23 protein-coding genes are annotated in these 24,623 nt (G+C 59.7%); 4 read left to right on the forward strand and 19 right to left on the reverse strand.

All coding sequences use genetic code 11. The annotated features are described in order from the left end of the window. Positions 1-329: 329 nt before the first annotated feature. Entirely contained in the window at positions 330-2,321 is a 1,992-nt protein-coding gene (gene tkt / locus UTO39_RS06585; RefSeq protein ID WP_266179100.1) for a transketolase, read from the reverse strand. Between the two features lie 271 nt (positions 2,322-2,592). Here tkt and UTO39_RS06590 point away from each other — a divergent pair, with 271 nt between their 5' ends. Next, positions 2,593-3,351 (forward strand): M48 family metallopeptidase, encoded by a 759-nt coding sequence (locus UTO39_RS06590; RefSeq protein WP_320726774.1) that lies wholly within the window; start codon positions 2,593-2,595, stop codon positions 3,349-3,351. Between the two features lie 210 nt (positions 3,352-3,561). After that, positions 3,562-4,830 (forward strand): OprD family outer membrane porin, encoded by a 1,269-nt coding sequence (locus tag UTO39_RS06595; protein ID WP_320726775.1) that lies wholly within the window; start codon positions 3,562-3,564, stop codon positions 4,828-4,830. Positions 4,831-4,930: 100 nt separating this feature from the next. Here UTO39_RS06595 and UTO39_RS06600 read toward each other — a convergent pair whose 3' ends face one another. The 14 genes from UTO39_RS06600 to UTO39_RS06665 form a co-directional block, all read right to left on the reverse strand. Then, positions 4,931-6,571 carry a thiamine pyrophosphate-binding protein gene (locus UTO39_RS06600; RefSeq protein WP_320726776.1) on the reverse strand — a complete coding sequence of 547 codons (1,641 nt, stop codon included), beginning with the start codon at positions 6,569-6,571 and terminating at the stop codon, positions 4,931-4,933. A 13-nt stretch (positions 6,572-6,584) separates the two neighbouring features. Continuing rightward, positions 6,585-8,054 carry an aldehyde dehydrogenase gene (locus UTO39_RS06605; protein ID WP_320726777.1) on the reverse strand — a complete coding sequence of 490 codons (1,470 nt, stop codon included), beginning with the start codon at positions 8,052-8,054 and terminating at the stop codon, positions 6,585-6,587. A gap of 9 nt (positions 8,055-8,063) precedes the next feature. After that, positions 8,064-8,834 carry an aspartate dehydrogenase gene (locus UTO39_RS06610; protein ID WP_061097131.1) on the reverse strand — a complete coding sequence of 257 codons (771 nt, stop codon included), beginning with the start codon at positions 8,832-8,834 and terminating at the stop codon, positions 8,064-8,066. 9 nt (positions 8,835-8,843) lie between these two features. Then, positions 8,844-9,638 (reverse strand): SDR family oxidoreductase, encoded by a 795-nt coding sequence (locus UTO39_RS06615; RefSeq protein WP_151412624.1) that lies wholly within the window; start codon positions 9,636-9,638, stop codon positions 8,844-8,846. After that, complete coding sequence (locus UTO39_RS06620) at positions 9,622-10,392, reverse strand: alpha/beta hydrolase (RefSeq protein ID WP_320726778.1); 771 nt, start codon at positions 10,390-10,392, stop codon at positions 9,622-9,624. Before UTO39_RS06620 ends, UTO39_RS06615 begins: the two co-directional genes overlap by 17 nt. Before the next feature lie 9 nt (positions 10,393-10,401). After that, entirely contained in the window at positions 10,402-10,932 is a 531-nt protein-coding gene (locus tag UTO39_RS06625) for a cupin domain-containing protein (protein ID WP_061097128.1), read from the reverse strand. A gap of 10 nt (positions 10,933-10,942) precedes the next feature. Continuing rightward, entirely contained in the window at positions 10,943-12,199 is a 1,257-nt protein-coding gene (locus UTO39_RS06630; protein ID WP_320726779.1) for an MFS transporter, read from the reverse strand. Positions 12,200-12,220: 21 nt separating this feature from the next. After that, positions 12,221-13,408 (reverse strand): FAD-dependent oxidoreductase, encoded by a 1,188-nt coding sequence (locus UTO39_RS06635; protein WP_320726780.1) that lies wholly within the window; start codon positions 13,406-13,408, stop codon positions 12,221-12,223. After that, a complete protein-coding gene (locus tag UTO39_RS06640) occupies positions 13,405-14,331 on the reverse strand; it encodes a VOC family protein (RefSeq protein ID WP_320726781.1) in 927 nt (308 codons plus the stop codon). Before UTO39_RS06640 ends, UTO39_RS06635 begins: the two co-directional genes overlap by 4 nt. Before the next feature lie 78 nt (positions 14,332-14,409). Continuing rightward, complete coding sequence (locus tag UTO39_RS06645) at positions 14,410-15,198, reverse strand: IclR family transcriptional regulator (protein ID WP_151412657.1); 789 nt, start codon at positions 15,196-15,198, stop codon at positions 14,410-14,412. A 12-nt stretch (positions 15,199-15,210) separates the two neighbouring features. Continuing rightward, positions 15,211-15,960: an SDR family oxidoreductase gene (locus tag UTO39_RS06650; protein ID WP_151412627.1), complete on the reverse strand. Its 750-nt coding sequence runs from the start codon at positions 15,958-15,960 to the stop codon at positions 15,211-15,213. Next, a complete protein-coding gene (locus tag UTO39_RS06655) occupies positions 15,960-16,982 on the reverse strand; it encodes an aromatic ring-hydroxylating dioxygenase subunit alpha (RefSeq protein WP_017692695.1) in 1,023 nt (340 codons plus the stop codon). Before UTO39_RS06655 ends, UTO39_RS06650 begins: the two co-directional genes overlap by 1 nt. A gap of 10 nt (positions 16,983-16,992) precedes the next feature. After that, entirely contained in the window at positions 16,993-17,301 is a 309-nt protein-coding gene (locus tag UTO39_RS06660; protein ID WP_061097122.1) for a recombinase-like helix-turn-helix domain-containing protein, read from the reverse strand. Next, on the reverse strand, positions 17,298-17,621 hold the full coding sequence (locus tag UTO39_RS06665; protein WP_320726782.1) for a non-heme iron oxygenase ferredoxin subunit: 324 nt from the start codon (positions 17,619-17,621) through the stop codon (positions 17,298-17,300). Before UTO39_RS06665 ends, UTO39_RS06660 begins: the two co-directional genes overlap by 4 nt. 414 nt (positions 17,622-18,035) lie before the next feature. Between UTO39_RS06665 and UTO39_RS06670 the strand changes: the two genes are divergently transcribed. Beyond that, a complete protein-coding gene (locus tag UTO39_RS06670; protein WP_320726783.1) occupies positions 18,036-19,247 on the forward strand; it encodes an MFS transporter in 1,212 nt (403 codons plus the stop codon). Between the two features lie 3 nt (positions 19,248-19,250). Here UTO39_RS06670 and speB read toward each other — a convergent pair whose 3' ends face one another. From speB to UTO39_RS06695, 4 genes are all read right to left on the reverse strand, one after another. Beyond that, positions 19,251-20,171 (reverse strand): agmatinase, encoded by a 921-nt coding sequence (speB, locus tag UTO39_RS06675; RefSeq protein WP_006811917.1) that lies wholly within the window; start codon positions 20,169-20,171, stop codon positions 19,251-19,253. A gap of 250 nt (positions 20,172-20,421) precedes the next feature. Then, positions 20,422-22,398, reverse strand: a complete 1,977-nt coding sequence (gene speA, locus UTO39_RS06680) for a biosynthetic arginine decarboxylase (RefSeq protein ID WP_253543270.1) — start codon at positions 22,396-22,398, stop codon at positions 20,422-20,424. An 8-nt stretch (positions 22,399-22,406) separates the two neighbouring features. Next, positions 22,407-22,538 carry an acid stress response protein YqgB gene (gene yqgB / locus UTO39_RS06685; RefSeq protein WP_127312443.1) on the reverse strand — a complete coding sequence of 44 codons (132 nt, stop codon included), beginning with the start codon at positions 22,536-22,538 and terminating at the stop codon, positions 22,407-22,409. Between the two features lie 306 nt (positions 22,539-22,844). Then, positions 22,845-23,063 (reverse strand): hypothetical protein, encoded by a 219-nt coding sequence (locus UTO39_RS06695; protein WP_266179082.1) that lies wholly within the window; start codon positions 23,061-23,063, stop codon positions 22,845-22,847. A 138-nt stretch (positions 23,064-23,201) separates the two neighbouring features. On the opposite strand from UTO39_RS06695, the gene metK reads away from it, so the two are divergent. Next, positions 23,202-24,356, forward strand: coding sequence for a methionine adenosyltransferase (metK, locus tag UTO39_RS06700; RefSeq protein ID WP_061097111.1), 1,155 nt, complete (start codon positions 23,202-23,204; stop codon positions 24,354-24,356). Positions 24,357-24,623: the final 267 nt, after the last annotated feature.

Consider the following 24,623-nt stretch of genomic DNA (forward strand, 5'->3'; position numbering starts at 1 on the left):
GCTATCCCTGAGTTTGAGGTGGCTGAAAGAGTAATCCAGCTACGCCCGAAGGGGAATCTTTGCTATCACAAACTGCGATTGATTGGTCAATTGTCGAACATTTAATCGACTGAAACGCTTCAGCAAGAATAAGCGAATCGAGGAATAAAAGGAATGTCTGTCCAGATGAATAAGCGAGCTATATGACTTGCGTCACATTTTGGGTGGAATAATGCCTGCAAAAAAGCCGGGTGGCGCGCTAGCGCTTACCCGGCCTACTTTATACTCCCTCTCCCTGTGGGTGTGGGAGAGGGTCGAGGTGAGGGCATCAGCCCGCACCGGACAAACAGTTACAGCAGTTCTTTCGCCTTAGCGACAACGTTCTCAACGGTGAAGCCGAACTCTTCGAACAGCTGTTCTGCCGGAGCAGACTCACCGAAGGTGGTCATACCGACGATAGCGCCGTTCAGACCCACGTATTTGAACCAGTAGTCAGCGATACCCGCTTCCACCGCCACGCGAGCGGAAACCGCTTTAGGCAGTACGGATTCGCGGTAAGCCGCATCCTGCTTGTCGAACGCATCGGTAGACGGCATGGAGACCACGCGCGCCTTCACGCCTTCGGCAGTCAGTTTTTCCCATGCTGCTACAGCCAGTTCAACTTCAGAACCGGTCGCGATGAAGATCAGCTCAGGCTGGCCCGCGCAATCTTTCAGCACGTAACCACCGCGCGCGATGTTAGCCAGCTGCTCTGGGGTACGCTCCTGCTGCGCCAGGTTCTGACGGGAGAGGATCAGCGCGGTTGGGCCGTCCTGACGCTCAACGCCGTATTTCCACGCCACTGCGGATTCAACCTGGTCACATGGACGCCACGTGCTCATGTTCGGGGTCACGCGCAGGGAAGCCACCTGCTCTACCGGCTGGTGAGTTGGACCATCTTCGCCCAGACCGATGGAGTCGTGGGTGTAGACCATCACCTGACGCTGTTTCATCAGCGCAGCCATACGCACGGCGTTACGCGCATACTCTACGAACATCAGGAAGGTAGAGGTGTACGGCAGGAAACCACCGTGCAGGGAGATACCGTTCGCGATAGCGGTCATACCGAATTCACGTACACCGTAATGGATGTAGTTACCGGCAGTGTCTTCGTTGATTGGCTTAGAACCAGACCACAGGGTCAGGTTAGATGGTGCCAGGTCAGCGGAGCCGCCCAGGAATTCTGGCAGCAGCGGACCAAACGCTTCGATCGCATTCTGAGACGCTTTACGGCTGGCGATTTTAGACGGGTTCGCCTGCAGCTTCGCGATGAACTCGCTCGCTTTCGCGTCGAAGTCAGACGGCATATCGCCTTTCATACGACGAGTGAATTCAGCCGCTTCCTGTGGGAACGCCTTCGCATAGGCAGCGAACTTCTCGTTCCAGGCCGCTTCTTTCGCCTGGCCCACTTCTTTTGCATCCCACTGAGCGTAGATTTCAGACGGGATTTCGAAGGCAGGGTATTTCCAGCCCAGCGCTTCGCGAGTCAGCGCGATTTCCGCGTCGCCCAGCGGTGCGCCGTGAGAGTCATGGGTGCCCGCTTTGTTCGGAGAACCGAAGCCGATGATGGTTTTGCACATCAGCAGGGACGGTTTGTCGGTCACTGCGCGCGCTTCTTCTACTGCACGTTTAATCGAGTCAGCATCGTGGCCATCAACGCCACGCACAACGTGCCAGCCGTAGGCTTCGAAACGCGCGGCGGTGTCGTCAGTGAACCAGCCTTCAACGTGACCGTCGATGGAGATACCGTTGTCGTCATAGAACGCAACCAGTTTGCCCAGCTTCAGGGTACCGGCCAGGGAGCACACTTCGTGAGAAATGCCTTCCATCATGCAGCCGTCGCCCAGGAACGCGTAGGTGAAGTGGTCAACGATGTCGTGGCCAGGACGGTTGAACTGCGCCGCCAGGGTCTTCTCGGCAATCGCCATACCTACAGCGTTAGCAATACCCTGACCCAGCGGGCCGGTGGTGGTTTCTACGCCAGCGGTGTAGCCCACTTCCGGGTGACCTGGAGTTTTGGAGTGCAGCTGACGGAAGTTTTTCAGCTCTTCGATAGGCAGATCGTAGCCGGTGAGGTGCAGCAGGCTGTAGATCAGCATAGAGCCGTGGCCGTTAGACAGCACGAAACGGTCGCGGTCAGCCCATGACGGGTTCTGCGGGTTGTGGTTAAGGAAATCACGCCACAGGACTTCGGCGATATCAGCCATACCCATAGGGGCACCCGGGTGGCCGGATTTGGCTTTCTGTACTGCGTCCATGCTCAGCGCACGAATAGCATTAGCAAGCTCTTTACGTGAGGACATTTTAACTCCAGATCGGACTGTTAAAGGCCATGCCCTTGACGACAGCGCGTTTTGGGCTACGCCGGAAAAAAGTGCCAACAATGTAACCCAAGCCGCAGGGCATGTACATGGACCATTCTTTTGCAGCTTAAGAAATCTCTGGATCATGCTCGCATGTTGCGCAATCTGCTCGCCCGCGCCTGTAGATATTCCTTATACTTATCCCGCCCCGGCTTCGTTGCGGGTGCACTTTTCGGATTTTATTCAGATTAACGAGTACGGAAGCAACCTCATGAAAATGCGTGCAATAGTGCTGGCCCTGGGTACAACGCTCGTGCTGAGCGGCTGTCAGAATATGGACTCTAACGGTCTGATGACCTCAGGCGCAGAAGCCTTTCAGGCCTACTCCCTGAGCGACGCGCAGGTTAAAGCGCTGAGCGATCAGGCCTGTAAAGATATGGACGGAAAAGCCACGCTTGCGCCGGCTGACAGTACCTACACACAGCGTCTGAATAAGATTGCTTCCGCGCTCGGCGATAACATCAACGGCCAGCCGGTGAACTACAAGGTTTACATAGCGAAAGACGTCAACGCCTTCGCGATGGCCAACGGCTGTATCCGCGTCTACAGCGGGCTGATGGACATGATGACCGACAACGAAGTGGAAGCGGTGATCGGCCATGAAATGGGCCACGTTGCGCTCGGCCACGTGAAAAAAGGGATGCAGGTTGCCTTAGGCACCAACGCCATTCGTGCGGCGGCGGCCTCTGCGGGCGGTATCGTTGGCAGCCTGTCACAGTCGCAGCTTGGTGACGTAGGCGAAAAGCTGGTTAACTCCCAGTTCTCGCAGCGTCAGGAGTCAGAAGCGGATGACTACTCCTACGATCTGTTGCGCAAACGCGGTATTAATCCATCCGGTTTAGCCACCAGCTTCGAAAAGCTGGCAAAACTGGAAGCGGGTCGCCAGAGCTCCATGTTTGACGACCACCCGGCTTCAGAAGCCCGCGCGCAGCATATTCGCGACCGAATGGCCGCAGACGGAATTAAATAATATTGGCAGGAGGCATTTATGCCTCCTTTTTATTTAGCATGAATTGCTAACTAAATCGCACGTATCGGTAACACCTCTGAAAGCCGCGTCAACCCTACCCTTTTCGGCTGAAACGTCTGGTCACATATTTATTGCAATCGTTAACCTTTCCGGTAATTATCAAACGCGCAGTAATTCAATTTAATATATTAAGACAGAGACGTTCCCTCCGTGAAAAAAGAATTATCGTTAATTGCTTTAAGTTTATTCGCCGCATTACCCGCCGCTGCAAGCCAGCAATCTGACAGCAAGGGTTTTATCGACGACAGCCATTTAGACCTGTTTTTACGCAATGCGTATATCAGCCGCGACTACCATCAGGGGCAGCAGGATAAAGCAGAATGGGGCCAGGGCATCATCGCCACCTTTGAATCCGGCTATACCGAAGGGCTGGTGGGATTTGGCGTGGACGGCATCGCGCAGTACGGCGTGCGCCTGGACGGCGGTCGCGGCAAGAGCGGCGCGGGCGGTATCGACTTCTTTAAACAGGAAGACGATGGCCGGGCCAAATCCGATTTAGCGAAATTTGGCGCTACCGCCAAAATGCGGATCTCGAATACCGTGCTGAGCTACGGTAACCAGCGTCCTGAACTGCCTATTGTTAACGCCGACAGCTCTCGACTGCTGTTTGAAAGCTACACCGGTGCCATGCTGACCTCGAAAGAGATCGACGGCCTGGAAGTGAACGCCGGTTACTTCACCGACGAGCAGCGTAAAAGCGACGACCGCCACGACAGCGGCCTGAAAAGCCTGACCTTCGGTGGCGCAAGCTACCAGTTCAACGACCAGTTCAGCGGCGCGCTGTACGCCTCTCATAACGAAGAGGTGATGAACAAACAGTACCTGGGGCTGAATTTCAAACAGCCGTTCAGCACCGGGCAGCAGCTGGTGCTCGACTTTAACGGCTATAACTCGCGTCTGGATCAGAGCTACGCGGACAGCCTCGACACCGGCCGCAGCAACTCCATCTGGAGCCTGGCGGCGAGCTACATCTGGGATATTCACACGTTCAAAGTAGCGTACCAGCAAAGCAGCGGCAGCACCGGCTACAACTACGGCGGCTATCGCGACCAGGGCGGCGTGGGCGACGGCGGCAACACCATCTGGCTGGCGAACTCCTACTGGTCTGATTTTAACGGTGAAGACGAGCGCTCATGGCAGGCGTCGTATGGCCTGGACTTCGGCGGCCTTGGCCTGCCGGGCCTGAGCTGGACTACCGCCTACGTGCGCGGGGACAATATCAAGACCTCGGAAACCAATAACGGCAAAGAGCATGAATGGTTTAACCAGATCCAGTACCAGGTGCAGGACGGCCCGGCGAAAGATCTGAAGCTGAAGCTGCGCTACTCCGTGCTGCGCGTCTCCAGCAACGCCAGCGAGTACAACGTGGGCGGAGACGAGATCCGCGCTTACGTGGAATACCCGTTTAACGTGTTCTGATTTGCCCCCTCACCCTAACCCTCTCCCCAAAGGGGAGAGGGGATTGAATACACCCTCTCCCCTTTGGGGAGAGGGCTGGGGTGAGGGGAAACCTCACACCTCAGTAAAGCGTCTTCTGCGGCGGCCCGGCAAACTTCAGCGCGCCAATCTGCCCCATCCGCACCTCCACCACCGACGGCCCCGGCATTGCCAGCGCTTCCGTCATCACGGCTTCAAAATCCTCTGCCCGCTCAACGCTCCACGCCTGCAGGCCAATTGCCTGTGCCAGCAGGGTAAAGTCCGGCGTATGCAGTTCGTTATAGTACTGACGCCCGCCGAAGTACTTATCCTGAATACCGCGCATCACGCCGTAGCCGCCGTCGTTCATGATCAGCAGCGTCACGTTAGCTTTCTCCTGCGCCAGCGTCGCCAGCTCGCCTAAATTCAGGCTCAGGCCACCGTCGCCCACCAGCCCCACCACCTTACGCTGCGGGTTGGCAATCGCGGTACCAATCGCCATTGGCAGCCCCATGCCAATCGCCCCGGCAAGAGAGTGAATGTTCATCAGCGGACCGTTAGCGCGAAACAGACGACTGCCCCACAGGCTGCCGGAAACGGTGATATCGCGCACCAGCAGGCCGTCCTGCGGCAGGGCTTTCTCGATGGCGTCGTTAAGCTTCGCGTAGGCGCCGCACTGTTCGCGCAGCCCCTGCTCTGCTTCAGCCACCGCCTGCTGCACCTGCGTATCCCACTGCGCGTCCCCCCATTCCCGGCCCTGAGCTTTCTCGGCCAGCGCGGGAAGCAACGCGGAGCAGTCGGCTATCAGCGTGTTATCCATCAGGTAATTGCGGCTCGCCGCCGCCGGATCGATATCAATCTGGACGCGCGGAGAGGGAAGCGCCAGCGTCCAGGAGCGGGTTTCGTTGCTGCGCAGGCGTGAACCGGCGACCAGCGTAAAGTCACACTGCGCGATAAGCGCCTCCACCGACGGCGAGTTGTGGAACGCCCGCAGGCTGGCGCGATGGCTGTCCGGCAGCACGCCGCGCGCGTGGGTGCTGGAGATCACCGTCACGCCCGCATCCGCCAGCGTTTTAACGGCGTCAGCGCTTCCCAGCGCCCCGCCGCCCAGCCACAGCAGCGGCCGTTTCGCCTGCCTGAGCTGCGTCCACAACGCATCCACCATCGCGGGATCCACGGCTGCAGCCGAAGCCGGTTTCACCGGTGCGGTCACCAGAGACAGGGGTATTTTGGCCCCCTGAATATCAATCGGGATCTCCACTGATACCGGCCCGCACGGCGGCGTCTGCGCCTCCTGAATCGCTTTATGCAGAATCGCTATCGCCTGGCTGGCGTTGCCGATCCGATAAGCCCGCTTTGAGCTGGCCTTCAGGAAGGTCAGCTGGTCGCGGGTTTCGTGGATAAACCCGGTGTCGGCATCCAGCCACGCTTTCTCCACCTGTCCGGTTAAATGCAGCAGCGGCGTGCAGGCATTCATCGCCTCCACCAGCGCGCCGACCGCGTTGCCCGCCCCCGCGCCGGTGCTGGTCAGCGCCACGCCGAGGCCGGAAAAACGCCCGTGGGCGTCGGCCATGGTGACGGACCCCGCCTCGCCGCGCGCGGGCACGAAGCGAATGTTGCCGCGCTGCCCCACCGCGTCCGCGATCGGCAGGTTGTGAATGGAGATGACGCCGTAGATGGCCTCAACCTGATACTGCTCCAGCGTTCTGGCGATGGCGTCGCCGACGGTTATCATTTCGCTCATTGCTCACCCTTTCTCAGTCGCACCAGTGGTTGACGCTATTACCCGTCGCCAGATAAATGCTCTTTTGCTGCATCCAGGCTTTCAGCCCCTGAATGCCCTTTTCACGGCCCAGGCCGCTCTCTTTAAAGCCCCCGAACGGGGTCGAAATCGCAAAAACTTTGTAGGTGTTGATCCACACCGTGCCCGCCTCCAGCTGCTCGCTCAGGCGCAGCGCGCGCCCGGTGTCGCGGGTCCAAATCCCTGCCGCCAGGCCGTAAACCGAGTCGTTCGCCTCGCGGATAAGCGTGGCTTCATCGCGAAACGGCATCGCCACCAGCACCGGGCCGAAAATCTCCTCCTGACACGCGCGGGCGCTGTTCGTCAGCCCTTCGATAATGGTCGGCTGGAAGAAGCTGCCGTTTGCCAGGTCTGGATCCGCCGGAATCTCCCCGCCGCACAGCACGCGGCCTCCCTCGCGCTTCGCCAGCTCGACGTATTCCTGCACGCTCTGGCGATGTTTCTCATTGATCAGCGGCCCAACGTGGACGCCGTCGGTGAAGGGGTGCCCCACGCGCAGCCCGCGAGTTAATTCCAGCAGCCGCGCCATCAGCGGCGCGTAGATGCTTTCGTGAATAAACAGCCGGGACCCGGCGATGCACGCCTGCCCTGCCGAACTGAAAATGCCGTAGCAAATCCCGCGCGCGGCCTGCTCAACGTCTGCATCCTCCAGCACGATGGTCGGGGATTTTCCGCCCAGCTCCAGCGAGGCCGGGATCAGCTTTTCCGCCGCCACGTGCGCCAGATGGCGGCCGGTGGTGGTGCCGCCCGTAAACGAAATTTTTCGCACCTTAGGGTGACGCGCCAGCGCATCGCCAATCACCGAGCCTTTGCCCGGCAGGACGCTCAGCAGCCCGGCAGGTAGCCCGGCCTGTTCAAAAATCCGCGCCAGCTCCAGCGCCATCAGCGGCGTGGCTTCGGCGGGCTTAAGGATCGCTGCGTTACCCGCGGCAATCGCCGGCGCGACCTTCTGTATCTCGCTGGCAATGGGCGAGTTCCACGGCGTAATGGCGGCCACCACGCCGAGCGGCTCATAGCGGCTCAGGGTCAGCAAATCCGGCTGGCGCGGCGTCGGGAGCTCGCCTTCCAGCAGCTCGCAGGCGGCGGCAAAGTAGCGCGCCGTGCCCGCCGCGCTCATCACCAGCCCGCGCGCTTCCGCCAGCGGCTTGCCGTTATCGCGGCTCTGCATCTGCGCCAGTTCATCCACGCGGGATTCGATGAGATCCGCAACCTTGTGCAGGATCTTCGCCCGCATATGCGGCAGGCAGTTGCGCCACGCGGGATCGCGCCACGCCCGCTCGCCGGCCTCGATCGCGCCCTGCAGGTCGTCCAGACTTGCCGCATTCAGCGTCGCATTGATCGACCCGTCAGCCGGGAAGCGGCTCTGCATCGGGTTACCGCCGCCGCGTCGCCACTGGCCGCCGATAAAAATCTTCAGATCGTCCATCGTCACTCCTCAGCTCAGGGCCAGTTCGCGGCAGGCGCGCACCGCGCTCAGTGCCGCAAGGGTGGAGGTTTTAGGATTAGACGCCAGCGGCAGCCCGCTCAGCTCCAGATGGAACTCGCCGAACAATCCTTCGACGTGCAGCGTGTGGGTATTGCGCTTCGTTGCCGGGTCGACCATCAGCTGCACGCGGGTGTCATCCATCCCCACGCCGCCGAGCGCCACGGTTGCCGCCACGTTGGCGTTCGCCGGGAACAGGCGCGCCGCCTCGCGGGCGCTGCCTTCAAAGAAGACCTGCGCCTCTGAGACCGCGTTAAGATCGATAAGCTGCTCGGCGTAGCTGCCGCGCCAGCTGGCCGGGCTTTTGCGCGACTGATAGGTGACGCGCTCAAGCCCGCCCTCTTTCGCCGCCGCCAGCCCGTCAATGCCCGCAACCGCCCCGGAGAGCAGCGTCAGCCTGCCGCCCGCCGCCAGCAGGCACTGTTCCAGCGCGCTGTCCGCCAGCGCGCCGGTTGAAATAACTGCCAGATGCCAGCCGCGGCGCAGGATCGCTTCGCCATACTGCGCCACCGCCTGCTGGCTGGCGCACTCCAGCACCAGGTCGGGCGTTTGTGCGCAGTCTACCGGCGAGGTCAGCGCGATTACCGCATCACCAAGCTGCGCGCGAATGGCCGCGTGGTGGGCTTCACGCGCCACGATCCAGCCGATAGCCACGCCGGCGGGTAAACGCTCAATCACCGCCTGCGCCATGGCGCCAAACCCAATTAACATTACCTTTTTCATGATGCGTCCTTACAGATGGCGGCAGAAGCCGCCGGAAACGTCCAGCGCGGCGCCCGTGGTAAACGACGCCAGCGGCGAGGCGAGAAACAGCAGCGCCTGCGCGGGCTCCTGCGGCTTGCCGAGACGCGCCATCGGAATGCCGCGCCTGCGCGCGATGTCCGCCGTCCACTCCGGCCAGCTCTGGCTTTTATCCGCCCGGTTTTCGAAGCGGCGCTGCCACTGGCCGGACTCCACCATGCCGAGCAAAATGGAGTTGACGCGAATGCCTTTGCCTACCAGCTCTTTCGAGAGCGTGAGCGTCATATTCAGCAGCGCGGCGCGGGCGGCGGAGGTGGCGATCATGTGCTCCTCCGGTTGCAGCGCCAGCAGGGAGTTGACGCAGGTGATGGAGGCGATGTCGGACCGCTCCAGCAGAGGCTGAAACGCCTGCACCGGGTTGATCACGCCGAACAGTTTGAGTTCGGCTTCGTGCAGCCACGCCTCGCGCGGGGTGTCGTGGAAGTGCGCCACGTAGCCCTGCCCGGCGTTGTTGATCAGCATATCCGCCGCGCCGAAGCGAGCCTGAACGGCATCCGCGAAGGCCTGCACCTCGTCGGCGTTCAGCACATCGCAGCGGTAAGAGAAAATCTCCCCGTTAGGGTATTCGTTTTGCAGCGTCGCGTGGGCGCTGGCGAGCCGGTCCGGGTCGCGGCCGCAGAAGGCCACTTTTGCCCCCTCGCCCAGCAGCAGGCGCAGCGTTTCAAAGCCAATGCCGGAAGAACCGCCTGTGACTACCGCTACGCGGCCGTCAATTTGTGCATTCATCGCGCACCTCTTCGTTAATGCGTAAAAGCTGTTGGTTAAAAAACGCGTCGTTATCGAGATAGCTGGCGTGCCCGGCCTGTGGAATGGCGGTAAACGGCATGCGGTAGCGCAGCGCCAGCCCCTGCACCAGCTCGGGCTGCGTGATGGCGTCCTGCTCGCCGCACCAGACTTCAAACGCGCCTGAGTAACCTTTAAGCCAGCCGTGAATGTCGTCGTGCGCCAGCATCCACGCGGCGGCAAGGTAGCCCTCAGAACGCAGCGCGCGCATGCCCGCCGCGACGGTGGCGATATCTTCCGCGCGCGCGCCGGGGCGCAGCAGCTTCGCGGCGCGGGCCTGCGCGAGGATTTCACCGCCGAGCGCCATCTGCTGCTCGCGGCTGCGCCAGACCTGCTCCCGCTGTTCCGGGACTGCATTGCCGTAGCCCTGCGCGGCGTCCGCCAGCACCAGGTGCAGCACGCGCTGCGGATACTTCGCCGCAAAGGCGCTGGCCACCATCGCTCCCAGCGAATGGCCCACCAGAACCGCCTGCCAGACGCTCGCGCGGTCGAGCATCGCCGCCAGCGCGTCGGCGTAATCCCCCGCGTTCGCACGCTCAACCGCCAGCATCGGGCTTTCGCCATAGCCGGGCATGTCCCACGCCAGCACGCGAAAGCCCTCCAGCGCCATCTGCTTGTGCCAGGAGGCCGCGCCGGAGCTGATGCCGTGCAGCAGCATCAGCGGAATGCCGCTTCCCTGTTCACGAAAACCCGTCATCGTGCCCCCTTAGTTCCGCTTCACTTTTGAGAGCGGATGATCGGAGGGATAGGTCGGAATTTCCGGCTTGTTGGTTCCCAGCATGACGCACATCAGCGCCTCTTCTTCCCCGTGGTTAAACAGGCCGCGATAGATCCCCGGCGGAACGGAAATCAGATCGCGCTCGCGCAGCACGGTTTCGGTGTAGTTATCGCCGTCCTGGATCATCAGCGTGATCTGCCCTTTAAGCATGAAGAACACCTCTTCCACGTCGTCGTGCAGGTGCAGCGGCCCCTCGCACTTCGACGGCAGCACCATAGTGGAGAAGGTAAAATGCTCCGCCTGCACGGTATTGGTGTCGTTCGCCACGCCGGTTGCGCCGGTGCCGATATAGCGCATCTGCGCCCGGCGGTATTTCGGGTCAAAATCGGCCTGGAACTTCAGCGCGTTCCAGTCATATTTACGGCCTTCGAAGCGCGCGATGCGCGACTCGACCCACTCTTCCATTGTCAGGTGGTCAGGTTTGATGCCTGATGTGTTGGTTACGGTTGAATCAGTCATGACACTCTCCTCAGTAACGTCTCAGCAGCGGCAGTAACAGGACGCAGCCCACCGCCGCCATCACCGCCAGAAAAATCAGCCCGGAATCCATGCTGTGGGTGAAGGCGATAAGCGCGCCCATCACCGCCGGCGACAGCGCGCCCGCAAAGTTTCCCAGCCCGTTGAAAATGCCGCCCGCCGTGGCGCTCACCCGTGGATGGGTGGCCTTCGCCAGCAGGGCGAAAATGTTGGGTGCGCCGGTGCCCCACATGAAGGTGCTGAAGCTCATCGCCGTGATGATGGCAAGCGGGGTGTCGAGGTGCATCACCGCCGCGAGACCTGCCGCCGCCCCGGCCATGGAGATAAAGCAGGCCGCCGCGCGTTTATCGACCCGGTCCGAAAGCCACGCGCCAATCACCTCGCCCGCCAGCATGGCCATGAACGGCATTGACGACAGCCAGCCCGCGTGTTCCAGATGAATGCCTTTGCCCTTGATGAGATAGCCCGGCAGCCAGCCGTTGATGCCCCAAAGGTAGGTCAGGAAGGCAATGTTAAAGATGCAGATGATCCAGAAGTGCGGGCTGACGAACAGCTCGCGGCGCGCGGCGCGGCGCTCGTCCTGAGATGCCTGCGAGGTGCCGGGTTTTGCCTCCAGACGGATCCCGCGCAGCCCGACGCGCACGAAAATCAGCACCGGCACGGTGAGCATTGCCATCACGAAAAAGGTGCTCTGCCAGCCGAAGGCGTTCAGCAGCCAGAGGGAGAGCGGGAAGCCAATCGCCGCGCCCACCGGCGTGCCAAGCAGCCACAGCATGGTGGCGCGCGCCTGCAGATGCTGCGGGAAGTTGTGGCGCACGATGGCGAAGGCGAGCGGGAACAGCGGCCCTTCCGCCACGCCCAGCAGGATGCGCAGCACGATCATCAGCGTGTAGTTATGGGTAAAGCCCATCGCCACCATCAGCACGCACCAGACGACCATCATTCCGGTGAGCAGGCGCAGCGGGGCGATTTTGTCGCCTAAGCCGCTTAAAAAGACTGACGAAAAGCCGTAGCTCAGCAGAAAGGCGCTCATCAGAATGCCGAGGCGCGTGGTGTCGAAATCAATGCCCATCGCCTGCTGGAAATGGCCGTCAGAAAACAGCGCCGCAATGCTGATTTTGTCGAAAAACGCCAGCAGCACGCAGGCCAGCAGCGACAGCGGGATGGCCCAGCGCACCGCTTTTTCAGGCGTGCGGGCTCCCTCACCGCTCGCCTCAGCGGGCGCGGTGTTGGTCTCTAATGTGGTCATGTCTCCCCCTACGGGTGCGGGTTATCGCAGTGACATCAGTGAAAAGGTCGGGTCGGCGAGCGGCACGTCCGATAAATCCCGCCCTGCCGCCATCCAGCGCTTCGCCAGCTTGACGGTGCGCGCATCGTTAAACGCCACCAGCTGCGTCAGCCTCCCGCTCTCGTCCAGCGAGAAGTACAGCGAATCTTCGCGCGCTATCGTTGTGCTCCCCGGCTGCGGAATACCGAGGATTTGAATGTTGTGCTGATATTGATCCGACCACAGCCAAGACGCGTCGTCGTAGCCTGGCGCATCGGGGTTGAGCATCGCTTTTGCCGTCGCCACCGCCTGATTCTGCGCAAACGCCCAGGACTGAATGCACAGGCCGTAATGATGATGCTGGGCCACATCTCCGGCGGCAAAAATGGACGGATCCGACGTGCGTCCCTGAGCGTCCACGACGATCCCCCGTTCGGTGCGCAGCCCCGCGTCGCGCGCCAGCTCCAGATTGAGATCGACGCCGATCCCCACCACCACCGCGTCAAAGGTTTCGCGCTGGCCGTCGCAGTGGATAACCGGCAGACCGCTATCGTCCTCCAGCTCCAGCGCGCCGCAGCCGGTGCGGATATCCACACCCTGCTCGCGGTGGATAGCCGCCAAGCGCTGCGACACCTCGCCACTCACCGAGCGCATGCACAGCGCGGGCTGCTGCTCGAACAGCGTGACCGCCACGCCGCTTTTGCGCGCGGAGGCGGCAATCTCCAGGCCAATCCAGCCGCCGCCGATAATCGCCAGCTTTTGGCTTTCCGCCAGACGCCCCTTCAGGCGCTGCGCGTCCTGCCAGTGGCGCAGGGTGTAGACCTGCGGATGCGCAGACCACGCCTCGCCCGGCAGGCGCGCCCGCCCTCCGGTGGCAATCAAAAGAATGTTGTAACTAATATGCTCACCGTTGCTTAACCGCACCGTTTTCGCCGCGTGGTCGATCTGCACCGCACGCAGCGGGCGGTGCCATGTCAGGTTCAGCGCCTGCTGTGCTTCTTCACTAAACAGCCGCGGGAGGGCCGCGTTCGGCTCCAGCAGGGACGCTTTCGACAGCGGCGGACGTTCGTAGAAATCCCACTCCTCTTCCGCCACCACGCAAATCTCGCCGTCGAAGCCTTCGTCGCGCAGTGTTTTCGCCGCCCAGCCGCCCGCCTGGCCGCCGCCGATAATGACAATGCGCGACGTCATACCGCCTCCGGCTTTTTCTGCTGGCGGCGCGTGTCGTGGTCAATCCCACCTTCCACCGCCCATTCGGTAAAGGAGACCAGCGAGTGCTCCAGCTCGCGCGGCTGCCAGTTTTCAGTCAGGTAGTCGTCGTTGGTGTAATACTCAAACGCGCCGCCGGTCGGGCTGTTGACGTACCAGAAATAGGCCGACGACACCGGATGGCGGCCCGGCCCGATAAAGGTGCTCCAGTCGTGTTTATTCATCGCGATACCGCCGCCGATCACCTCGTGGATGTCGCGCACCGTGAAGGCCACGTGGTTCAGACCGCGCCTGCGGTTCGGCAGTTGCAGCAGGAACAGGTTGTGATGGCCGCCGCGCGCCCCGCAGCGCAGGAACACCGCGCGGTTGATGTAGCGGTCAGAGACCTGAAAGCCGAGCACCTCGCGGTAGAATTTCTCCACCGCCGCCAGCTCCTCCACGAAGAACACCACGTGCCCGACGTTGATGGGCTGGGCGCGATCGTAAACCGGGCTGGGAGTGTCGATGCGGCGAGCGTCGCCCCACTGGTTAATCGGCTCAACGTTCAGCTCCACCTCGGTCTGCTGGCTGACCTGCACCCGCAGGGTCATGCCGTTCGGATCGAGGCACTCCAGCGCGTCGCCCACCTCGCGGAAGCCGGGCTGCTGCGCAAGCTTCGGGCGCAGCGCGTCAAGATCGGACTGCGCGGCAACCGCCCAGGTCATGCGGCGCAGGGTGTTGCCCGCCTCAAACGCCGGCGGCAGGTCGGGGCTGTCGATCGGGTTTAGCTCCACTCGCGCGCCGCTCAGGGTGGTAAAACGCTGGCCGCTGGCATCGCCCGTCAGGCCAAAATCACGCATAAATTTGGCGCAGTGCGTCAGGTCTTCCACGCCAAATTCCAGCTTTTCAATTCCGGTTACACTCATCGTTCGTTGCCTCATCTGGCCCAAATTGGGCGTAAACCATGCCCGACGCAGTTAAGCGCCTGACGTTAACTCACTGATTTAACTGGCCTGTGACAAATACCCTAAAAAGCCAGAAATTTTATCCGCCGCGAGGCGAACCTCGTTTTGCAGGCGCTCGCGGTCGGTCTGCGGGATCTCCTCCGACGGCACCAGAATGCTCACCACCGCCGCCACGCGTCCGCTTCGGTCGTACACCGGGTAGACGATGGAGGAGATGCCGTGGCGGAAGAAAGATTCGCCGATGACAAACCCGCGGGCTTTGTCCTGCTGCACCATCTGCCACAGGGCCTCGCGGTCGTGAAGCTGCCCCGGCGTGTTGCCCGGCAGGCGCTCGTGCGGGAACAATTGTTCAAAATCGGCGCGGGAAATATCGGTCAGCAGCATGCGGCCGAGCGAGGTGCAGTGCACCGGCAGACGGGTGCCAATGCTGACCTGATTGATGCGCGACCCGGCGGCGCTGACGCGGGCGATGTAGATAATGTCGCGCCCGTCGCGGATCGCCAGATGGCTGCTGCACTGGCTGACGTCGCGCAGCTGCTCGATCACCGGCTGGCCGACCTGCGCCACGTCCAGCGAGGCGATGTACTCAAAGCCCAGGCGCAGAACGTTCATGCCGAGCGAAAAGGTATTGGCTCGCGCGTTGCGCTCCAGAAACCCCATGAACTCCAGGGTCTGCACCACGCGGTAGGCGGTCGCCTTCGGCATATCCACCAGCCGGTGCAGCTCGGCAAAGGTCAGTTCGCGGTGCTGCTCGCCGAAGGCCAACAGCAGCTGCAGGCCGCGCTCCAGCCCCGGCACCAGATACTTCACTTCCCGATCGTTTGCCATACTCGCCATACCTCAGTTAAAGACAAAACCGCCGTTGACCGGGATCAGCTGTCCGGTGACAAACCGCGACAGATCGCTTAACAGCCAGACCACGCTGCCGGTCACATCCTCCGGCTGCTGCGCGCCCGTTAACGCCCGGCCGTTTTCGTAAAGCTGATGCCGTTCGGCGGGCACATATTCGGTTGCCTCGACGCGGGTCAGCCCCGGCGCGATAGCGTTGATGCGAATGCGCTTTTCGCCCAGCTCGCGCGCCATCGAGCGGGTCATGGCGATCACCGCCCCCTTGCTGGCGACGTAGGCCATCAGGCGCGGCGCGCCCCACAGGGCGGTATCGGACGCCACGTTCACGATTGCCGTCCCTTCGCGCAGCAGCGGTACGGCGGCGCGCGTCACCAGCCAGGTACCTTTGACGTTCACGCTCATCACGCGGTCCCACAGGTCCGGGTCGTAATCGAGCATGTTTTTACCGCCCACGCCGGTCGCCATCGCCGCGTTGTTCACCAGACCGTCAATCTGACCCTGCTCGCCAATGGCGCTAAACACCTGCTCAATGGAGTGCGGATCGGCCAGATCGATGACGTGTGATTCGATCGCAAAGCCCTGCTTGCTCAGCCCGTGGGCGCTCTCGGCCAGCTCGCCTTTGAGGATGTCGCACATCACCACCGCCGCGCCCTGCTCCGCGCAGGCTTTGGCAAAGTGATAGCCCAGCCCGCGCGCGGCGCCGGTCACGACGATGCGCTTTCCGCCCAGCAGTCCGTTCATCAGGCGGCTCCCTGCTGCGCTTCGCGCATCGCCAGCTGCTCTTTGGCGGCCTTCTGCATCATGCGGCGCAGGCGGGAGAGGCCGACGTCGTGCTGATAAAGGTATTCATGGTCGCGGGCGTTCGGGGCCAGGCTCTCCAGCACCACGCGGTCCTGCTCCAGCACCTCCCAGTGCAGCTTTTCCAGACGGTTGCGGTACATGAAGCGCCACATATCGCGCTGCCAGCCCTGCACGCGGCGAATGCGCCAGAAGAAGACGCGGCAGTTGTCGTTATCTTCCGGCACCACCATGCCGACGATAAAGAAGTGGCCGCCCGGTCCGAAGCGCTTCTTATACGGAATGGAGAGACGCATCCAGCAGGTGCCGCTGTTGCCCAGCTCCACCCAGTCAAAGTTGACGCCGCTCTGCCCTTTCTTCTCGAAGATGAAGCCGGTTTTGGTCGGCTGAAGAACCATGTCGGCCTTGCGATCCCCCTCCGCCATCGAGTGCGAGGATGAATGCAGATAGGTGCCGTGCATCGGATCCATCACGTTTTCCAGCGCGTACTGGTAGTTGCATTTCCACGCGGCGGTGCAAAGGAAGTTGCTGAAATTTTCCGTGTCGGCGAGCTCATCCGGGAAGGTCAGCTCGTCCGGCTGCTGGTCGGCGGTCACGCCAAACCACAGGAAGATGGCGCCGTGCGCCTCCTGCACGTTGTAGCTGCGCACGCACTGCTGGCCGACCAGCGGGCATTTGTCCACGGCGGGCACGTCTTTCACCTCACCGTTGCCCGCCACTTCTACGCCGTGATACCAGCAGGCGATACGGTCGCCGAGGTTCCAGCCCATCGACAGGCGCGCGCCGCGGTGCGGACAGCGGTCTTCCAGCGCCTGGACCTGGCCGTCCTTGTTACGCCAGACCACAATCTGCTCGCCCAGGCGGGTGATGCCCACGGGAGCAGACTGCACTTCCCAGCTTGCCAGCACCGGATACCAGAGGCCGCGCAGACCTTTATCAAGATAATGTTGTACGGTAGTCGTCATCGCGTTGTCCTCAGTAGCCGTTAACCTGTAAGAAAGCCTGGAAGCTGGCGTTGCTCCACGGCTCGCCCTGCTGGTCGTGCATGCGCACCGCGTTCAGCCCGTTCACCAGTTCCGGTAGGGTTTCAACGCCCTGTTCGAAGAGATCTTCCAGCGTCGCAATCAGGTTCACCTCCCAGTTTTCCGGCTCGCGGCTGCGGGTTTGCCAGATGAGATTCTGGTAATCGCCCGGCTTATGAATGGCACCGTTACCGCCTTCGGCAGGTGGGGTAAACTGGCGGCTTTCCGGCAGCGCCGGGTTGTAGTTCAGGGTGTCGCTCATGCCACGATCTCCTCGACGAAGGTAATCTGGATTTGGTTTTCAAAGACCCGAACCGGGTAGCGGTTAAGGTTGCGACCGCCGGGGCCGTGCAGGCACTGGCCGGTTTTGACGTCGAATACCGCCTCGTGCAGCGGGCACTCCACCTTGCCGTCTTCGACGAAACCCTGGCTCAGAAGGGCATAAGCGTGCGGGCATACGTCTTCCAGCGCGTAATACTCGCCGTCAATCAAATAAACGCCGATCTCTTTACCCTCGACGCTGCCGCTAAAAGGGAAATCTTCCTGTACTTGTTCTGCGTCACATACGCCTATCCAGCTCATCACGATCCTCCAGGCTTTTGTTTCATATATGAAACTCTGTTTCTTATTTAATACGGTCAATATAAAAGCGATGAATGTTTCGTCAAGCGGCAATGTGAAGAATTTGTTAAGCGAAAGCTAATTAATTAACTAAGTGTGGAAAGGATCACGAAAAAATGCAGCGATATGAAATTTTCATTATTGCGGCGTGAATGAATACGTTTTTTCAATGGCTTTAAATTTCAATATTCAGATATTGACTTCCTTTGTTTTTGCTTCGTAAAAATAAAAGAGCGGAAGAACCTTGCGTTTCACCTGTGAAACGATTTTTTATTTTATCTTTTAAAAACAAAGAGTTTCACAGGTTAACCATTTTAGATCCGTGACAATCACGCTGATAAAAATATCACTATGCGCACGCATAAGGCAGGCATCATGACGGCAAGATGGCAAGGAACAATTGCACTGTTATTACTCATCATTATCTCCTACATCGACCGGGTAAATATTTCAGTAATGATATTAAACCCGGAATTTGCCCGGCACTTTCAGTTAAATGAAAACAGAATGTTACAGGGAATGCTAATGACCTGCTTTCTTCTGGGTTATGGTTTTTCGGCTTTATTATTAACACCAGTTATTGAAAGCAAATTTCATTATCGGCAGGGGTTATTAGGCAGCATTGTGATTTGGGCCGTGGTCTGCGCGATCTCTCCACTGCTCGGCTCGCTGATGGGGATGCTCATCGCGCGCGTGATCCTGGGGATAGCGGAAGGACCGCTCTTTTCGCTGAAGACCCGCTTTATCAGCGATAACTTTAGCGCGGATGAGATCGGCAAACCCAACGCCGTAACCGCGCTGGGCGTCTCGCTCGGGCTGGCCGTGGGCTTTCCGCTGGTGACCTGGCTGATGGCCCATCTGGGCTGGGCCGGATCGTTTTACGCGCTGGCGATACTGAATCTTGTTCTCGGCGGCGGGCTCATCTGGCGCTACCTTCCCGCGCCGCGCGGCATCCCGAAGACAAAAAAACCGGGGTTTGCCCAGACCTTTACGCTGGCGTGGCAAACGCCGCTGCTGGGCTGGATCTTACTGGTTGAAATCGCCACGCTGAGCTATCTCTGGGGGAGCAGCGCCTGGCTGCCCGCATGGCTGCGCGATGAACACCACTTCTCGCTGCACGCCACCGGCATGCTTGCGGCCATTCCCTTCCTGCTGAGCCTGGGCTCTAAATTTCTCGGCGGCGTGCTGCTCGACAAAATGCGTCCGGAACAGGCACCGGTGCTGTTTGTGGCGGGTGGAGCGATGACGGCGCTGTCCGTGGTCGGGCTGATGCTCAGCCATCAGCCCGCATGGCTGGCGCTGTTTATGCTGTCCGCCAACGTCTTCTGGGGGCTTCAGGGGGCGGCCATTCCTGCGGTTATCCAGCATCACGCCGCGCGGGAAGCGGTGGGGAGCGCATATGGTATCGTTAATGGCATAGGGAATATCTGCGCGGCGTTTATTCCGCTGCTGATGGGAATGGTGATGAAAACGGTCGGGTCGGTTAGCTCAGGCTTTTCGGTTTTGGTCGTTTCGCAGGTTATCACCCTGCTGGCCGGGGGTATGTTGCTGCTGCGCATGCGTCGCGCAGCAGCAATCAGCGCGTAAGGCTTATTCGCCTTTTTTCGCCGCCTGGATGTAGAGCATTTCCAGCGCCAGCGTCGCCGCGGCCAGCGCGGTGATCTCAGACTGGTCATAGGCAGGCGCCACTTCAACCACGTCCATCCCGACGATGTTCAGATCCTTCAGGCCGCGCACCAGCTTAATGGCGCGGTCTGAAGTCAGGCCGCCGATGACCGGCGTACCGGTGCCTGGCGCAAAGGCCGGATCCAGGCAGTCGATATCGAAAGTCAGATAGACAGGCATATCACCGACGATCTGCTTAACCTGAGCCAGAATATCGTCCACGCCACGATCGTTGACCTGGCCGGCGTCCAGCACGGTGAAGCCGTTATCTTTGTCGAACTCGGTACGGATACCGATCTGCACGGAGTGGTTCGGATCGATCAGGCCTTCGTTCGGCGCGGTGTAGAACATGGTGCCGTGGTCAAACTCGCAGCCGTTCGCGTAGGTGTCGGTATGCGCATCAAAGTGTACCAGCGCCATTTTGCCGAAGTGCTTCGCGTGGGCGCGCAGCAGCGGCAGGGTTACAAAGTGGTCACCGCCGAAGGAGAGCATGCGCTTGCCGGCAGCCAGCAGCTTTTCGGCATGGGCCTGCAGCTTTTCGCTCATTTCACGCGCGTCGCCAAAGGCGTACACCAGGTCACCGCAGTCCACCACGTTCAGGCGCTCGCGCATGTCGAAGTTCCACGGGAAGCGGTTATGCTCCCAGGCCAGGTTGGTAGACACCTGACGGATCGCCGCCGGACCGTGACGACCGCCCGCACGGCCGGACGTTGCCATATCGAACGGCACGCCGGTGATCACCCAGTCCGCGTCGCTGTCGTACGGCTGGAAGTTCATCGGAAGACGTAAAAAACCAAACGCGTTAGATACCAGAGAGTTATCGTACTGATGACCTAAAGTGCTCATGTCCTGACCTCGTTTAAAGTCGATGCGTTAAAAACAGATGAAAAAAAATCCCCTCCGCGTCGTTAAACCCGACGAGGAAGGGATTGATTCGTAAATCGCTTATTGGGGCGAATTATCGCCGTTAATTCATACGGGTTCAAGTGAGTATAGGGCATTGTGCAGTCTTTGCCCCTCACCCTAACCCTCTCCCCAAAGGGGAGAGGGAATTTGAACACCCTCTCCCCTTTGGGGGGAGGGGAAGGCGAATGCCTTACTCGTCTTCCAGGTACGTGTACCCGTACAGACCCGCTTCAAACTCTTCCAGGAACTGCTGCTGCAGCGCATCGTCCAGACCGGTGTTTTTCACCTGATCGCGGAATTGCGTCAGCAGGGTTTTCGGATCCAGCTGCACGTATTCCAGCATGTCCGCCACGGTGTCCCCTTCGTCGGACAGCTCCACTTCCACGCTGCCGTCAGGGAACACGAACACGTCAACCGCTTCGGTATCGCCGAACAGGTTGTGCATGTTGCCGAGGATCTCCTGATACGCCCCGACCATAAAGAAGCCCAGCATCGGCGGGTTCTCCGGGTCGTACTCCGGCATTGGCATGGTGGTGGCGATACCGTCGCCGTCAACGTAGTGGTCAATAGCGCCGTCGGAGTCACAGGTGATGTCCAGCAGCACGGCACGACGTTCAGGCGCGTGGTTCAGCCCTTCCAGCGGCAGAACCGGGAACAGCTGATCGATACCCCAGGCATCCGGCATAGACTGGAACAGCGAGAAGTTGACGTAAATCTTATCCGCCATACGCTCCTGCAGCTCGTCGATAATCGGACGGTGCGCGCGGTTGCTCGGATCGAGCTGCTTCTGCACCTCATGGCACATGTTCAGATAGAGCTGCTCCGCCCACGCGCGCTCCTGCAGGCTGAAGGTGCCTGACGAGTAGCCGACGTGAATATCGTGCAGATCCATCTGGCTGTCGTGCAGCCACTCGCGCAGGGAACGGCGCGTGCCCGGCTCGTGCATCTCCTGCCAGGTTTCCCACATGCTTTGCAGGGAGCGAGGGGCATCATCTTGCGGAGGCGTCGCTTCGCTGATTTCGCTGCGCTCAACGCCAATGATGTTAGACACCAGCACCGTATGGTGGGCGGTAACCGCGCGGCCGGACTCGGTGATCACCGTTGGATGCGGCAGGCCGTGCTCTTCACAGGCATCGCCAATCGCCCAGATGATGTTGTTGGCATATTCGTTCAGGCCGTAGTTCACCGAGCAGTCGGACTGCGAGCGGGTCCCTTCGTAGTCCACGCCCAGGCCGCCGCCCACGTCGAAGCACTGAATATTCACGCCAAGCTTGTGCAGCTCAACGTAGAAACGCGCGGATTCACGCACGCCGGTGGCGATGTCGCGAATATTCGCCATCTGCGAGCCGAGGTGGAAGTGCAGCAGCTGAATGCTGTCCAGACGACCGCGCTCGCGCAAAATCTCCACCAGCTGCAGCACCTGGTTTGCCGCGAGGCCGAACTTGGATTTTTCGCCGCCGGAGGACTGCCATTTACCGGAACCCTGCGACGCCAGACGCGCACGCACCCCAAGGCGCGGGATGACATTCAGACGCTCGGCCTCTTCCAGCACGATGGCAATTTCGGTCATCTTCTCGATAACCAGATAGACCTTGTGGCCCATCTTCTCACCAATCAGCGCCAGACGAATGTATTCGCGGTCTTTATAGCCGTTACAAACGATCACCGAGCGGGTCATGCCCGCATGGGCCAGGACCGCCATCAGCTCCGCTTTGGAGCCCGCTTCCAGCCCCAGCGGTTCGCCGGAGTGGATCAGGGATTCAATCACGCGGCGGTGCTGGTTCACCTTGATCGGGTAAACCAGGAAGTAGTCGCCTTTATAGCCGTAGGATTCACGCGCGCGCTTGAACGCGGCGTTAATAGAACGCAGGCGATGTTGCAGGATCTGCGGGAAGCAGAACAGTGCAGGCAAACGCTGGCCCTGTGCTTCGCGGGCTTTCACCAGCTTGGCGAGGTCCACGCGCGCTTCAGGAACGTCTGGATCCGGGCAGACGCTGATATGGCCCAGTTCATTGACGTCGTAGTAGTTATTGCCCCACCAGGCAATATTGTAAGTGCGCAGCATCTTGCTGGCTTCCTGGGAGCTCATCGCAACCTCCTGCATAGAACGTAGTACACCCTGTTCGCCCGCTGACGAAGGCGAAAAAGAAGACATGTCGTCAGACATAGCGAACCTCAACTCTTTGTATTAAGTGTAAAACAGTTGACTACTATCGCAGCGTTATACGGCGATAACAACCCATAAACGGCTCCGTTTCCCAGCAGAGTATGCTGAAATCCAGACCGTGCGACCGGTTTCTTATTCATATCATTGTAAAACACGTATCCGAACTCTGTATGACAAGGTTCGGCGAAACCACGAGAAAACTCTTGTATTAACAAGAGCGCCCTTGTTCAGTTTTCACAGAGCGTAACCGGCCCTTGAATCCTGAGAAGCGCCGAGATGGGTATAACATCGGCAGGTTTGCAGACTAGAAATGCGGGTTGCGGGAATCAATGGCGCGCCAGAACGGCAGCGCTGAGTTAGCGGAAAACGATGGTTCATTATCTCGTATCACCTCCACGGCCGCCTCTGCTGAAACGGACCCCAAGCCAAAGCTAAAAGTTCACTGCTCAACCCGGCTGGAAGTGGCGACACGATGAGTTCATCGAGCGCTTTTTTTGTATGAGCCGCGCGCCGCGTTTTATACCGAGAAGGGGGCTAAAAAGCAAAACAAAAATGCGCGCGTTGCCAGCAGCGTCAGGAAAAATTTCCAGCAGCCATTTCAACGCAGTGAGAGATGAATCAAAAAAAACTGGAAATCGGGCGAAGAAGTGACCTAAAATAGCCATCCAGATGTTAATCCATCTATACTGATTAACACTCATACTGCCAGTGTCAAAAACCTGCAGGCCTTGGTAGAATTATCTCCTTTGGCTATTCCACACAGCAGCTTGAGCTAACCAAATTCCTCTTAGGTGAAATAAAACATGGCAAAACACCTGTTTACGTCCGAGTCCGTATCAGAAGGACATCCTGATAAAATTGCTGACCAAATCTCCGATGCGGTGCTGGATGCGATCCTGGCGCAGGATCCTAAAGCGCGCGTAGCGTGCGAAACCTATGTCAAAACCGGCATGGTTCTGGTTGGCGGTGAGATCACCACCAGCGCATGGGTTGATATCGAAGAGATCACCCGTAACACGGTGCGTGAGATCGGCTATGTGCATTCTGATATGGGCTTTGATGCCAACTCCTGCGCGGTGCTGAGCGCGATTGGCAAACAGTCTCCAGACATTAACCAGGGCGTTGACCGCGCCGATCCGCTGGAACAGGGCGCGGGCGACCAGGGCCTGATGTTCGGTTATGCAACCAACGAAACCGACGTGCTGATGCCAGCGCCTGTGACCTACGCACACCGTCTGGTGCAGCGTCAGGCTGAAGTGCGTAAAAACGGCACCCTGCCGTGGCTGCGCCCGGATGCGAAAAGCCAGGTCACCTTCCAGTACGACGACGGCAAAATCGTCGGTATTGACGCGGTGGTGCTCTCTACCCAGCATGCCGAAGATATCGATCAGAAATCCCTGCAGGAAGCAGTGATGGAAGAGATCATCAAGCCGGTTCTTCCGACCGAATGGCTGAGCTCTGCGACCAAATTCTTCATCAACCCAACCGGACGCTTCGTTATCGGCGGCCCAATGGGCGACTGCGGCCTGACCGGTCGTAAAATCATCGTTGATACCTACGGCGGCATGGCGCGTCACGGTGGCGGCGCGTTCTCCGGTAAAGATCCGTCTAAAGTTGACCGTTCTGCCGCGTACGCTGCACGTTATGTGGCGAAAAACATCGTTGCTGCCGGCCTGGCCGACCGCTGTGAGATCCAGGTTTCCTACGCTATCGGCGTGGCTGAGCCAACCTCCATCATGGTGGAAACCTTCGGTACCGAGAAAGTGCCTTCAGAACAGCTGACCCTGCTGGTGCGCGAGTTCTTCGACCTGCGTCCATACGGCCTGATTCAGATGCTGGATCTGCTGCACCCAATCTACCAGGAAACCGCTGCATACGGTCACTTTGGTCGTGAACATTTCCCATGGGAAAAAACCGACAAAGCCGCTCTGCTGCGTGAGGCTGCCGGTCTGAAGTAATCGACTGACCGCGCTAAACAGGCCAGCCTTTGTGCTGGCCTTTTTTGTGTCAGGTGGCGGCCAAAAGCCGCACAACTGGAAGCGATTACACCGCACCGGATATATCCCGCTTTCAGAATATTCTCTTTGCATGATCGCCTTTCTTCTGCTGTTACATTTTCTTTCAGTTAAGTCTGAAATTCAAACAAACGCGATGCACATCACCTCGTTTACCTCTATATTTTCAAAGCTTTAATATTTTTTACGGTTATACGCTAGTGTAACCGA

Source organism: Enterobacter sp. 118C5 (genome assembly GCF_034107645.1).
In the GTDB taxonomy this organism is placed as follows: Bacteria; Pseudomonadota; Gammaproteobacteria; order Enterobacterales; family Enterobacteriaceae; genus Enterobacter; species Enterobacter nematophilus.